The organism is Arthrobacter sp. FW306-1B-G06A (assembly GCF_058781765.1).
Genome location: NZ_JBYSXB010000069.1, coordinates 1 through 13,385, shown reverse-complemented (window position 1 = coordinate 13,385; position 13,385 = coordinate 1). Strand labels below are relative to the sequence as shown.

Genomic DNA, 13,385 nt, shown 5'->3' with positions numbered 1-13,385 from the left:
CAACTAACTCGCATTAGATGTCGTTTTGAGCCCTCATAACGACATTAACTGCGAGTTGGTTGGGATCACAGAAACTTAGAGGAGACCCCATGAACCAGGCGTATGTGTACGACGCCGTGCGCACACCTTTTGGAAAATTCGGCTCCGGCCTTGCCGGGGTGCGCCCGGACGACCTAGCTGCCCACGTGGTGCGCGAAGCCGTCAAGCGGGCCCCTGCTTTGGATGTTGAGCGGATCGACGAGGTGGTGTTCGGGAACGCCAACGGCGCCGGCGAGGAGAACCGGAACGTCGCCCGCATGGCCACCTTGCTGGCCGGGCTTCCGACGTCGATTCCGGGCACCACGGTCAACCGCTTGTGCGGGTCATCCTTGGATGCCGCGATCATCGCCTCCCGCCAGATCAACGCCGGCGACGCCGAGCTGATGCTCGTGGGCGGGGCCGAGTCCATGTCGCGTGCACCCTGGGTGCTGCCCAAGACGTCCAAGCCGTACCCTGCTGGCGACATGACCCTGGCTTCGACCACGCTGGGCTGGCGCCTCGTGAATCCGGCGATGCCGAAGTATTGGACCATTTCCTTGGGCGAGGCCACGGAGCGGCTGCGCGAGAAGTACGGGATCACCCGCGAACGGCAGGACGAGTTCGCCGCGGCCTCGCACAACCTCGCGGCCGCGGCGTGGGACGAGGGCTTCTACGACCAGCTGGTGACCCCGGTTCCGGGCACCGAGCTGGTCCGGGACGAAGGCATTAGGGCGGGTTCGACGGCGGAGAAGCTGGCCGGGCTCAAGACCGTGTTCCGTCCCGAGGCCGGCGGTCCGGAGGGTGGAACGGTCACGGCGGGCAACGCTTCTCCGCTGTCCGACGGCGCGTCCGCGGCGTGGATCGGCAGCGAAAGCGCCGCCGGGCTGCTCGGGCTGGAGCCGCTGGCCCGCATCGCCGGCCGCGGAGCACACGGAAACGATCCGCAGTTCTTCGGCTACGCCCCGGTTGAGGCCGCCAACAAGGCACTCGCGAAGGCGGGAATCGGCTGGGAGCAGGTGGGCGCCGTCGAACTTAACGAAGCTTTTGCCGCGCAGTCCCTGGCCTGCATCGATGCGTGGGGTATCGATCCGTCCATCGTGAACCGGCACGGCGGAGCGATTGCGATGGGCCACCCGCTGGGCGCCTCCGGCACCCGGATCCTGGGCACCTTGGCCCGCAGCCTGCAGGCTTCTGGTGAGCGATGGGGTGTCGCGGCCATCTGCATCGGGGTCGGGCAAGGACTGGCCGTGGTGCTGGAGAACGTCACCTCCGGTGTAGCCGGAAAAGGAGCCTAGAGGAAATGCTGAAATTCATTGACACCGTCGGCGAGGCCATCGCCGGCATCAAGGACGGCTCCACCGTCATGATCGGGGGCTTCGGCAATGCGGGCCAGCCGTTCGAACTCATCGACGCGCTGCTCGATTCCGGCGCCACCGACCTCACCGTGGTGAACAACAACGCCGGCCAAGGCGACCAAGGCCTTGCACTGCTGATCAAGGAAGGGCGGGTCCGGAAGATGATCTGCTCCTTCCCGCGCCAGTCGGATTCCTGGCACTTCGACGCCAAGTACAAGGCCGGCGAAATCGAACTGGAACTCGTCCCGCAAGGGAACCTCGCCGAGCGCATCCGGGCCGCCGGCGCGGGTATTGGCGGGTTCTTCACCCCCACCGGTTACGGCACCATGCTCGCGGAAGGCAAGCACACGCGCTTCCTCGACGGCAAATGGCAAGTGTTCGAGACGCCCATCCACGCCGACGTCGCACTCATCAAGGCGCTCAAGGCCGACGGCAAGGGCAATCTCGTCTACCGCAAGACCGCCCGGAATTTCGGCCCCATCATGGCCGCCGCGGCCAAACACACCATCGTCCAGGTGTCGGAGATCGTCCCGACCGGCGCCCTGGACCCGGAGAACGTGGTGACCCCGGGAATCTACGTCAACAGCATCGTGAAGGTGGCCTGACATGAGCATCCAAACGTCAACAACACCCTTGGGACGCGACGATCTCGCGCGGCTCGTGGCGCGGGACATCGCTCCCGGCTCGTTCGTGAACCTCGGCATCGGCCAGCCCACGCTCGTCTCCAATTACCTCACCGAAGAGCAGAACATCACCCTCCATACGGAGAACGGGATGCTCGGGATGGGCCCTGAGGCCAAGGGCGAGGAGATCGACGGCGACCTCATCAACGCCGGCAAGATCCCCGTCACCGAGCTTCCCGGCGCCTCGTACTTCCACCACGCCGATTCCTTCGCGATCATGCGCGGCGGCCATCTGGATATCTGCGTGCTCGGCGCGTTCCAGGTATCCGCCACGGGGGACCTCGCCAACTGGCACACTGGAGCACCGGACGCCATCCCGGCCGTCGGCGGGGCGATGGACCTGGCCACCGGCGCGAAGGACGTGTTCGTCATGATGACGCTCCTGACCCGCGAGGGCGTGTCCAAACTCGTGGAGCACTGCAGCTACCCGCTCACCGGCGTGGGCTGCGTGACGCGCGTGTACACGGACAAAGCAGTCTTCCTGATAGGACCCGACGGCGTGACCGTGCGTGAGACGTTCGGCTGCACCTTCGAAGAACTCCAAGCCCTGGTGCCGGTCCCGCTGAAGGCGGCGGGCGCCGTCGTCGGCGTCTAAAGGGCAGCGCGAGCTGGCAGCAGATGCCCTCTGGAAGCAATCCACGGGGCAAGTGCTGCCAGTTCGCGCCAATAAGATTGGTAACCATGACCGACGCAGCAGTAGCCGGAGCCCCGCAGGCGGGTGCTCCCCAGGCCAACGACCAGTACGTGCAATCGCTGGCACGCGGATTGTCCGTGATCCGCGCTTTCGACGCGGCCAACCCCGTCATGACGCTCAGTGAGGTGGCGGCACGCACTAACCTGACGCGTGCCACGGCGCGACGGTTCCTGCATACCCTGGTTGAGCTGGGCTATGTCCGCACGGATGGCAAGACCTTCGCCCTCACGGCGATGGTGTTGCAGCTTGGCTATTCGTACCTGTCGGCGTTGTCCCTGCCCCAGCTCGCACAGCCGCACCTTGAAGAACTTTCCCTCAAACTGGGGGAGTCGACGTCGGCCGCGGTACTGGATGGCGCGGACATCTTCTACGTGGCCCGCGTGACCACGCGCCGGATCATGACGGTCGGGATCTCGGTGGGCACCCGCTTTCCCGCCTACGCCACGTCCATGGGTAGGGTGCTTCTGGCTGGCCTGACGCCGCAGAAACTGGACGAGTACCTGTCCTCGGTGGAGTTCAAAGCCCTGACGCCGCGGACCATCACGTCCCGCGAAGAGCTGGTGGCCGAGCTGGACCGCGTGCGCAGGCAGGATTGGTGCGTTTTGGACCAAGAGCTGGAGCTCGGACTTATGTCCGTGGCAGCGCCCGTTCGCAACGCTGCCGGCAAGGTGGTGGCCGCCGTCAACGTCTCGCTCCAGGCCCAAAACGTCGCCGCGCAGCGTGATCCGCGAGCCTATATCGAGTCGGTTCGCGACGAAATCGTACGCACTGCCGGGCTGATTTCGGCGGATATTGCCGCCAAGCACTAGCAGAGGCGCTCGGGGCCGAATGTCTAGAGCCACAAGCTCGTCACGCCCGTGAGGCCTTGGACCTGGACGGGTGTGTTGCTGCTGCTCGCGGCGCCGTTGCCAAGTTGACCCTGCGCGTTGTCACCCCAGGCGCGGACCGTTCCATCACTGAGCACAGCGAATGCGTCGTACATGGTGCATGCCAGCGAGCTCACCCCGGTGAGGCCCTGGACCTGCACCGGGGCGGGGCTGTCAGTGGTGGTGCCGTTCCCCAGCTGGCCATACCAGTTGGCGCCATGCGCGGACTGTTCCATCCCTGAGGACCGCGTACGCCGAGATTTCGCTTGCGGCGACGCTCGCGACCTCGGTGAGACCCGGAACTTGGACCGGCACGCTGCTGCTGGCGGTGCCATTGCCTAGCTCGCCATACGTACCGGCCCCCCAAGCCCGGACTGTCCCGTTCCCCAACACCGCGTAAGCCGTGCCGCCGTTGGCTGCGAGGGACACGGCTCCTGCCAAACCGGAGACTTGGACCGGGGTGTTGGCGTTCGCGTTGGTGCCGTTGCCCAGCTGGCCATAGCCGTTGTAGCCCCAGGCCCGGACCGTCCCGTCAGCCAGGACTGCGTACGCCGTGCCGTAACTGGCCGTGATGGAGGAGACGCCCGTGAGGCCGGTGACTTGGACCGGGGTGTTGCTGTCGGCGTTGGTGCCGTTGCCCAGTTGCCCGGATTGGTTGCTGCCCCAGGCGCGCACCGTCCCGTCAGTCAGAACCGCGTAGGCGGAGCCCCCGCTGGCTGTGATGGAGCCGGCCCTGGTGACCCCCTGGACCTGGACGGGGACGCTGCTGTTGCTGGTGGTTGCATTGCCGAGCTGGCCGGAGGAATTGTCGCCCCACGCCCACACCGTTCCATCGCCCAGCAGGGCGTAGGCCGTGCCTCCGCTGGCGGTGATGGATACGACTCCGGAGAGTCCGCTGACTTGGACGGGCACGCTGCTATCGCTCGTGGTGCCGTTCCCGAGCTGGCCGAAGCTGTTCCCGCCCCAGGCCCACACCGTTCCGTTGACCAGCGCGGCGTACTTGGTGCTGGGACCTTGGGCTCCCATGGCGACCCCGGACAGTCCCGTGACGCCAAGCGGCACGTTGCTGAACGAAGTTGTGCCGGTAACGCCGAGTTGGTGGTTGTAATTGTCACCCCATGCGCGGATGGTTCCATCTGCAAGCACGGCGAATGCGGTCCCTCGTGCCGCCGAGATCGATGCTGTTCCCGCTAGACCGGTGAGACCCGTGACTTGGGTGGGAACGTTGCTGTTAGCGGTAGAGCCGTTGCCGAGTTGTCCGGTCGAGTTGACGCCCCAGGCACGGACCGTCCCGTCACGCAGCACGGCATACGCCACCGGGTTGTTGGTGTCCCCCTTGCCAGCAGTGATGGACAAGGCCGTGGTGAGGCCGCTTACCTGGATGGCAGTGGGGCTGTTGGTGGTGGTCCCGGTGCCGAGCTGCCCGGACTGGTTGAGGCCCCATGCCCGTGCTGTCCCGTCGCCAAGTACGGCGTATACGCTGCCTTTGCCGGCTGCCATGGACATGACGTTGCTGGTCCCCTGGACGCGGACCGGGGTGTAGCTCTCCGACGTCGTCCCGTTTCCGAGCTGGCCGCTCCCGTTCGCGCCCCAGGAACGCACGGTCCGGTCGGCCAGTAGCGCGTACGCGTTGTAGTTGCTGGCCACGATGGAGGTGACGCCGCTGAGGCCTTGGACCTGAACCGGTCTGTTGCTGCTGTTGGCGGAGGTTCCGCTGCCAAGCTGCCCGCTCGAATTGTCGCCCCATGCCCGGACGGTCCCGTCGGACAACAGTGCGTAGGCGCTGAAGTCGCTGGCGGTGACGGCGGCGACCCCCGTGAGGCCGGTGACCTGGGCCGGCGCGCTGCTTCCGATTCCTGTGGTGCCGTTGCCGAGTTGACCCACGAAGTTGGAACCCCAAGCACGGACGGTTCCATCATTGAGCAGGGCATATGCGCCGTAATAAGTGGCCGTGATCGCGGTGACGCCAGTGAGGCCTTGGATCTGGAGGGGGGTGCTGCTGAAGGTGATCCCGCTGCCGAGTTGTCCGGTGGAACTCTCGCCCCAAGCGCGTACGGTCCCGTCGCCGAGGAGTGCGTATGCTGTGCGACCGTTGATCGTGATCGATGTGACACCGCTGAGGCCCTGGACTTGCACGGGAGTGCTGCTGTCGTTGGTGGTTCCGTTGCCGAGCTGCCCGGACTGGTTGCTGCCCCAGGCGCGTACGGTCCCGTCGGCCAGCAGCGCGTAACTGGTGGAACCATCGCCGGCGATCGACTGGACTCCCGAGAGGCCGGTAACGGCGGCAGGGCTGGCGAGGTAAGGGGTGGTCCCGTTGCCCAGCTGGCTGGATTGGTTGTTACCCCAGGTGACAGCTGAACCGCTTGACGCTCCGGGTAGGTAGTAGCCCGCGACGTCGGCGATCAGCTGCGTGGCGCCGTCGGAACGGTTGAAGAGGGTGATCTTGCCGTCGGCCCCCACGGGGACTGTGACGGAGCTCGGAACAGTCTGGCCGCTCGCGAAATTCACATTGGACGCATTCGGCCGGATGCTCCCCGAAGCGTAAGCGGTGATGAACCCGAACGATTGCGGGCCGGTGACGGTCAGGTTGAAAACCGCGGCCGCGACGTTGGCGGGAATCCCGCCCGCGCCGCCCACGCGGAAGGACACCGTCCCGTCCGGACCTGCCGGCGCGCTGTTCCGTGTATCCAGGAGTCGTGCGGGATTCACGGGAACGAAAGCGCCCGGAGCGCTCGGGGTCCCTGAGAGGAAATAGCCGGCGACGTCGGCGATCAGCTGGGTGCTGCCGGAGGAACGGTTGAAGAGGGTGACTTTGCCGTCGACGCCGACTGGAACCGTTACGGAGTTCGGAACCGTTTGGTCTGTGGCGAAGTTGATGTTTGAAGAGTTCGGCCGCGTGGTTCCGGAGGCGTAGGCCGTGATGAACCCGAACGACGTCGGATTCGCCACGGTGAGGTTGAAACTCACCGCCGAGACCGAAGCCGGAATCCCGCCCACGCCTCCCACTTGGAAAGACACTGTTCCGTCAGGGCCCGCAGGCGTGCTGCCGCGGGTGTCCAGCAGCCTGGCTGGGGCTATTGGGACGAAGGCGCCGGGTACGGTCGGCGTTCCGGGGAGGTAGTACCCGGACACGTCGGCAATCAGCTGGGTGCTGCCGGAGGAGCGGTTGAAAAGGGTGACTTTGCCGTCGACGCCGACCGGTACTGTCACGGAGTTCGGTACGGTCTGGCCGGCAGCGAAGTTCACGTTGGAGGAGTTCGGCCGTGCGGCACCGGAAGCGTAGGCCGTGATGAATCCGAACGATTGCGGGCCGGTGACGGTGAGATTGAAGACCACCGCCGCGGCCGCAGCGGGAATTCCGTTCATGCCGCCCACCTGGAAGGACACGGTCCCGTCGGGGCCCACAGGCGTGCTGGTACGGGTGTCCAGGAGCCTGGCGGGTGAGATCGGAATGAAGGCTCCGGCCGCCGTCGGCCTCGCCGAAGTTCCCACGACGGCGACCGGCGCGCTCGTGGAACCGCCCGTGCCGGCAGCCCAGGCGCCGGGCGCCGCAAGGCCGGACAAGATCAGCAGGACGCCCATTGCGCCAGCAACGCCAGTGGCACCACGCCTCAGCCACGCACGCAAAGACCCCATGAAATCTCCGAAGGACTGGGCTCCCGATGACGGGCAAGCCGGTATTGATCCTCGCGAAAATTACCACATGGGTAGATCCGGGCGTGGTTGCCACGGCGCGTTGTAGCGCGTGGGCTCGCGGCGCGGGCGAAGCTGCACCCACCGCATCACCGCGTCAGCTTGGCGCCGTCCGGGTGTTCGTCGCCGATGTGCCCGGGAGCGTTGGCGGCCAGGACGCGCTCGACGAACGCGCTGTACTCCTCCATGTAGTGGCGCAGGATGGATGCCGTGCCTTCGTCCCTGACCGATCCGTCCTCGTTGTAGGCCGCCGGATTGAACTTGATGTAGGCCTCGGGAGCATTCAGCTGAGGTGCGTCGAGGAAGCTCAGGACGCTACGCATGGATGCCTGCATCACGGCCGTCCCGATGCTTCCGGGTGATGTGCCGATGATTCCTGTTGGCTTGCGCGCGAAGGAGTTGGTTCCCCACGGCCGCGATCCCCAGTCGATGGCGTTCTTCAAGGCGCCGGGGACGGAGCGGTTGTACTCGGGGGAAACGAACAGGATGCCGTCCGACGCCGCGATCGCGTCCTTGAGGGCCCGGCCGGCAGGCGGGTAGTCGGCGTCGTAGTCCGGGCTGTACAAGGGCAGGTCCTTGATGGGAATCTCGGTGAATTCGAGCTCTTCCGGCGCTACGCTGATGAGCGCCTTGGACAGGACCCGGTTGATGGAGCGGCTTGAAAGGCTGCCGACGAAGTATCCGATCTTGTACGTTGCCATGACTGTGTTCCTTCCCGACGGCGCGGCCGGAACCGGCTCATCGACGGTGCGGTAACTGGAGTCTCCCAGCCCACAGCGAGCTTATTAGAGCAGCCCGAAGATGGGAATGGCCGGACGCCGCCGCCACACCTACTCCCGCCCGGGCCTTCCGCGTCCTAGACTCAAGCCAACAACGGCGCGGGACAATGCTGTTCAGAAGGACGTTGGGGTTTCGGAAAGGGAGCGCGCGTGAAACTTGGCATAGCGCGGGAACGGCTCGATGGTGAACGTCGTGTGGCTGCGACGCCGGAGACGGTCACGCAGTTGGCCGGACTGGGACTGGACGTCGTCGTCGAAAGCGGAGCCGGAGGCGCTGCGGGCCACAGCGACGAGGACTACCGCCAAGCAGGCGCGCTCATCGTCCCCGACTTGGACCTGGCCCGACTGGACGTCTACGCTCACGTCCGCCCACTCGAACCAACGACGGCGGCCGCGCTGCGACGGGGCGCCGTCACCGTTGGCCTGGCCTCGCCGTCGTCGGAACTTCCCACCGTCCGCGCGCTCGCCGAAGCGGGCGTGACATCCTTCGCGCTTGAGCTGGTGCCGCGCATTTCCCGGGCACAATCCATGGATGCGCTCACCTCCCAGGCCCTGGTGGCCGGGTACCGCTGCGTGCTCGAGGCGGCCATGCGGCTCCCGCGCTTCTTTCCGCTCTACATGACGGCCGCCGGAACCATTCCCCCGGCCCGTGTGCTGGTGCTGGGAGCGGGCGTGGCAGGCTTGCAGGCCATCGGCACCGCGAAAAGGCTGGGCGCACGCGTCTCCGCCAACGACATCCGGCCCGCCTCGGCGGACGAGGTCGCATCCATGGGCGGCACCTTCATCAAACTCGACGTGGAGACGGCCGAATCGTCCGGCGGCTACGCGCGCGAACTCAGCGCCGACCGCGGTGCCCTGCAGCGTGAGCTGCTCGCCCCGCACGTGGCCCAGGCGGATGTGCTCATCACGACGGCGGCGGTCCCCGGACGGCGGGCCCCTCTCCTCGTGAGCCGCGAAATGGTCCAGCACATGCGCCCGGGCTCGGTGGTCGTCGACCTCGCCGCAGAGTCCGGCGGCAACGTGGAGGGCTCGGTACCGGGGCTGGATCTTCAAATCGCGACGGCGGACGGCCAAGGCACGGTCACCCTGGTGGGGATGAAGGATGCCGCCTCCGCCATGCCCGCTGACGCCTCGCGCCTCTACGCGAAGAACGTGGCGAACCTGCTGGCCCTGATGACGTGTGATGGAGCCGTCGTCCCGGACTTCGGCGATGAGGTGGTGGCGGGTGCGTGCCTGACGCACGACGGCGAGGTGCGGCACGGTCCGACGGCCGAGGCGCTTGCTGCGCTCTCCGCCGAGACGGCTGAATCCGTGAGCTCTGCCAATGAGGGGGTTTCCTGATGGACGGAATCGCCCTGCTCACCATCACCGTCCTGGCCGTCTTCGTGGGCTTCGAAGTGGTCTCCAAGGTCTCAAGCACACTGCACACTCCCTTGATGTCCGGCGCGAACGCCATCCACGGAATCATCCTGGTGGGCGCGATCATCGTCGCGGGGCAGGCCTCGGACCCATGGGTCCTCGCGGTGGCCTTGCTCGCCGTCGTCCTCGCCACCGCCAACCTGGTAGGCGGATTCGTGGTGACCGACCGCATGCTGGAGATGTTCCGCGGCCGTAAACGCGTTGCGCCGCCCGGCGGGAAGCCGGAGTCCATAGACGCTGCGTCCAAGGAGCGCACGCGATGACCCTCATCGATCCGGTGTGGACTTCGCTCCTCTACCTCGCGGCCGCAGTCTGTTTCATCCTCGCGCTCAAGGGACTCAATTCGCCACGAACCGCCCGGCGAGGCAACCTGGTGGGCGCATTCGGTGCGGCGCTCGCCGTCGCCACGGTCTTCCTCTCGGTCAAGATGGACAACGTTCCCTGGATCCTGGGCGCCATGGTGATCGGTTCGGGCGTTGCCGCGCCGGTCGCGCGCCAGGTCAAGATGACCCAGATGCCGCAGCTCGTCGCGCTTTTCAATGGCGTGGGCGGTGGTGCCGCAGCGCTCGTTGCACTCTTGGAACTAGCGCACACGGAGGACCACTGGGTGCGCGTGGCGATCGTCTTCACGCTGCTGGTGGGCGCGGTGTCCTTCGCGGGTTCCGCCATCACGTTCTCCAAACTCCAGGAGCTCATGACCACCCGCCCCGTGGTGTTCCCCGGTCTGCCGACCCTCATGGGGGCGGTGCTGCTAGCGGCGGTGGGTGCCGCCGTCGCCGTCGTTTTTAGCGGTTCCATCGCGCTCGCATTCCTGCTTTTGGTGCTCGGTCTGGCGGCGGGCGTGTTGCTGGTGCTCCCTGTAGGCGGCGCGGACGTGCCGATCGTCATCTCGCTGCTGAATGCCTTCACCGGCCTGGCCGTGGCAGCCTCGGGCCTGGTGCTTGGCAATGTGCTTTTGGTGGTGGCCGGCACGTTGGTGGGTGCCTCTGGCACCATCCTTACCAGGGCCATGGCCGCGGCCATGGGCCGCAGTGTTGCCGGCATCCTTTTTGGCGCGTTCAAGGGAGGCTCGATGGCGGGGTCGACGGCGGTGAGCGACCGCCCCGTCCGCTCCTCCAGCCCCGAAGACGTGGCCGTGCTCCTTGGCTATGCGCAACGGGTCATTATTGTTCCCGGCTACGGGCTCGCGGTAGCACAAGGGCAGCACACGGCGGCCGAGCTGGCCCTTGCGTTGGAGGCGCGGGGCATCGACGTGGATTTCGCCATCCATCCGGTGGCCGGCCGCATGCCCGGGCACATGAACGTCCTGCTTGCCGAAGCCAATGTGCCCTATGAGTCCCTCAAGGAAATGGGCGAGATCAACTCGGAATTCCGGACAGCCGACGTCGCGCTGGTGGTCGGCGCGAACGACGTCGTCAATCCGGCCGCGAAAACCACCGCGGGTTCGCCGATCTACGGCATGCCCATCCTTGAAGTGGCCGACGCGCGACAAGTAGTTTTCCTGAAGCGCTCCATGCGGCCGGGATTCGCGGGAATCGAGAACGAACTCATGTACGAACCGCAGACCACACTGCTGTTTGGCGACGCGAAGGAATCCCTCACCAAAGTGTTGAGTGCGGTCAAGGCGCTCAAGCTTAGTTAATCAAACCTGGGGTGCCCGCCGGCCTTTCTGCTGCCCAATCGGGTGAGCACACTCAGGATCGCTAGGCGAAGCTGCCGCCCAGCCGGGTGAGCCCACTCAAGACGCGGAAGAATCCAAGGCCCTATCATCGGCCGAAGACCTAGGGTGGGAACGCTCCCGCCCTTGACGGTTGCCCGGGCTTCGAATGGACGGTGAGCGGAGTGGCTGGACTCTCGATTCAGGAGCAGGCGGTGACGCGGCGCGTCGGCGTCCGTTGGGCCGCCGTTGGAGCGTGCGCGGCAATGGTCCTGGCACTTCTCAGTGGCTTTGCTTTGCCGGCTCATGCGGTTGCAAACACCGTCATCACGCTGACCTTCGATGACGGCAACGCCGACCAACTGACCGCCGCAGCCACGCTGAAGAACCTCGGACTCCACGGCACCTATTTCGTCCCCTCCGGATGGGTCGATCAGCCGAGCTATTTCACCTCGGCGAACCTGCAGCAGCTTTTCGCCGACGGAAATGAGATTGCCGGGCACACGGTCACCCACCCCGACCTGGTCACCTTGACCTCGGATGAAGTGACGCGCCAGGTGTGCAACGGCAGGGTGGCCCTGGCAAACATGGGCTTCAAGGTCACCAGCTTCGCCTACCCCTTCGCCTCCTTGGACCCCGCCGTGCAGACCATCGTGAAGAATTGCGGGTTCAACAGTGCACGCGGGCTCGGGGACCTTTACAGCAAGGACGATCCCGGGCTACCGGCTGCCGAAACCATTCCGCCCGCCAACCCCTATGACACCGCGGCACCGGAGGAAGTGGACAGCACATGGACGCTGTCCAACCTTGAAAACTCCGTGACCAGGGCACAGGCTGCCGGCGGTGGCTGGGTTCAATTGACGTTCCACCACATCGCCGTGGGGACCGATCCCACCCTTACCATCAGCCCCAGCCTGTTCAACCAATTCGCTTCCTGGCTAGCGCAACAACAGGCAGCGGGCAGCATCGCCGTGAAGACGGTTGACCAGGTAATCGGTGGCGCGGTCCAGCCCCTCGTCTCCGGCCCGCCGGTGCCGCCCCCGCCTCCCCAGGGGACCAACATGATCCAGAACCCGAGCCTCGAGACACTGACCAGCGGGATTCCGCTGTGCTGGGCTGCTGGTGGATACGGCACCAACACCCCCAGCTTTTCAGTGGTCTCGCCTGGCCACACGGGCAATAACGCAGAACGACTGACTATGAGCGGCTATGTCAGCGGTGACGCGAAACTCCTGCCAGCCCTGGATCTTGGCGGCTGTTCTCCCACGGGCACTCCGGGCCATATCTATCAGCTCAGCGCTTGGTATAAATCCAATGTCATCACCCAATTCGAGGTCTACTACCGCACCGGAACGGGGTACTGGACCTATTGGACGGCGAGCCCGTTGTTCAACGCGAGCAGTAATTGGACGCAAATCACGTGGACCACACCGGCGCTCCCGGCAGGTGCCTCGGGAATCAGTTACGGACTGAACATCCAATCCAACGGTTCGATCACCACGGACGACTATTCGATGATCGACATCACCCAGGCCGCGGCGACGGCGCCGGCTGCTCCCACGGGGGTGGCCGCGACGGCGGGTAACGCTTCGGCGGTGGTGTCCTGGACGGCGCCGGCCAACGGCGGCTCCCCCATCACTTCGTATGCTGTGACGCCTTCGTCCGGCGGCACGGCTTTGACTCCGGTGACGGTTACCGGGAACCCGCCCTCGACGACGGCGACTGTCACCGGGCTGACCAACGGTACGGCGTATACGTTCACGGTCACGGCGACGAACGCCGTCGGGATGTCACCACCGTCAGCCGCCTCGCCACCCGTCACCCCGACGGCCCCGACAGCGCCTGCCGCGCCGACCGGCGTGAGCGCGACGGCGGGGAACGCCTCGGCGGCCGTGTCGTGGACGGCGCCGGGCAACGGCGGCTCCCCGATCACCTCGTATGCGGTGACGCCTTCCACGGGCGGCACGGCCCTGGCTCCGGTGACGGTCTCCGGGAGTCCGCCCTCGACGACGGCGACTGTCACCGGACTCACCAACGGCACGGCGTATACGTTTACCGTGACGGCGACGAACGCCGTCGGCACTTCCGCGCCGTCGGCGGCCTCGGCTCCGGTGACCCCGACGGCCCCGGTTCCCGGGGTCACCAACGGCGGGTTCGAATCCGGGCTCACGTCCTGGACCACCGGCGGCGTCAGGGCACCCGTGGCCTCCACCACCGCGCA

Annotated in this window: 11 protein-coding genes; 8 read left to right on the top strand and 3 right to left on the bottom strand. The window is 66.2% G+C overall.

Features of this window, described 5'->3' with window-relative positions; genetic code table 11:
- Nucleotides 1–89 precede the first annotated feature (89 nt).
- From AC3WJM_RS22510 to AC3WJM_RS22495, 4 genes are all read left to right on the top strand, one after another.
- A complete protein-coding gene (locus AC3WJM_RS22510) occupies nucleotides 90–1,313 on the top strand; it encodes a thiolase family protein (protein WP_492273008.1) in 1,224 nt (407 codons plus the stop codon).
- A gap of 5 nt (nucleotides 1,314–1,318) precedes the next feature.
- Complete coding sequence (locus AC3WJM_RS22505) at nucleotides 1,319–1,978, top strand: 3-oxoacid CoA-transferase subunit A (protein WP_306964636.1); 660 nt, start codon at nucleotides 1,319–1,321, stop codon at nucleotides 1,976–1,978.
- Between the two features lies 1 nt (nucleotide 1,979).
- Nucleotides 1,980–2,651 (top strand): 3-oxoacid CoA-transferase subunit B, encoded by a 672-nt coding sequence (locus AC3WJM_RS22500; RefSeq protein ID WP_059388801.1) that lies wholly within the window; start codon nucleotides 1,980–1,982, stop codon nucleotides 2,649–2,651.
- Nucleotides 2,652–2,737: 86 nt separating this feature from the next.
- Nucleotides 2,738–3,559, top strand: a complete 822-nt coding sequence (locus AC3WJM_RS22495) for an IclR family transcriptional regulator domain-containing protein (protein WP_492273007.1) — start codon at nucleotides 2,738–2,740, stop codon at nucleotides 3,557–3,559.
- A gap of 23 nt (nucleotides 3,560–3,582) precedes the next feature.
- Here AC3WJM_RS22495 and AC3WJM_RS22490 read toward each other — a convergent pair whose 3' ends face one another.
- The 3 genes from AC3WJM_RS22490 to AC3WJM_RS22480 form a co-directional block, all read right to left on the bottom strand.
- On the bottom strand, nucleotides 3,583–3,852 hold the full coding sequence (locus AC3WJM_RS22490; protein WP_492273006.1) for a hypothetical protein: 270 nt from the start codon (nucleotides 3,850–3,852) through the stop codon (nucleotides 3,583–3,585).
- Nucleotides 3,791–7,252: an RCC1 domain-containing protein gene (locus tag AC3WJM_RS22485; protein WP_492273005.1), complete on the bottom strand. Its 3,462-nt coding sequence runs from the start codon at nucleotides 7,250–7,252 to the stop codon at nucleotides 3,791–3,793. Before AC3WJM_RS22485 ends, AC3WJM_RS22490 begins: the two co-directional genes overlap by 62 nt.
- A gap of 146 nt (nucleotides 7,253–7,398) precedes the next feature.
- Nucleotides 7,399–8,010, bottom strand: coding sequence for an NADPH-dependent FMN reductase (locus AC3WJM_RS22480; protein WP_284988494.1), 612 nt, complete (start codon nucleotides 8,008–8,010; stop codon nucleotides 7,399–7,401).
- A gap of 228 nt (nucleotides 8,011–8,238) precedes the next feature.
- Between AC3WJM_RS22480 and AC3WJM_RS22475 the strand changes: the two genes are divergently transcribed.
- From AC3WJM_RS22475 to AC3WJM_RS22460, 4 genes are all read left to right on the top strand, one after another.
- Nucleotides 8,239–9,429 (top strand): Re/Si-specific NAD(P)(+) transhydrogenase subunit alpha, encoded by a 1,191-nt coding sequence (locus AC3WJM_RS22475; protein ID WP_492273004.1) that lies wholly within the window; start codon nucleotides 8,239–8,241, stop codon nucleotides 9,427–9,429.
- Nucleotides 9,429–9,770 carry an NAD(P) transhydrogenase subunit alpha part 2 gene (locus AC3WJM_RS22470; protein WP_284988492.1) on the top strand — a complete coding sequence of 114 codons (342 nt, stop codon included), beginning with the start codon at nucleotides 9,429–9,431 and terminating at the stop codon, nucleotides 9,768–9,770. The genes AC3WJM_RS22475 and AC3WJM_RS22470 overlap by 1 nt, the downstream gene beginning before the upstream one ends.
- The gene (locus AC3WJM_RS22465; protein ID WP_492273003.1) at nucleotides 9,767–11,149 is read left to right on the top strand and encodes an NAD(P)(+) transhydrogenase (Re/Si-specific) subunit beta; all 1,383 of its coding nucleotides are present in this window, start codon (nucleotides 9,767–9,769) and stop codon (nucleotides 11,147–11,149) included. Before AC3WJM_RS22470 ends, AC3WJM_RS22465 begins: the two co-directional genes overlap by 4 nt.
- Before the next feature lie 230 nt (nucleotides 11,150–11,379).
- Nucleotides 11,380–13,385, top strand: a 2,006-nt coding sequence (locus AC3WJM_RS22460; RefSeq protein ID WP_492273002.1) for a fibronectin type III domain-containing protein, incomplete at its 3' end; no start/stop codon positions are given.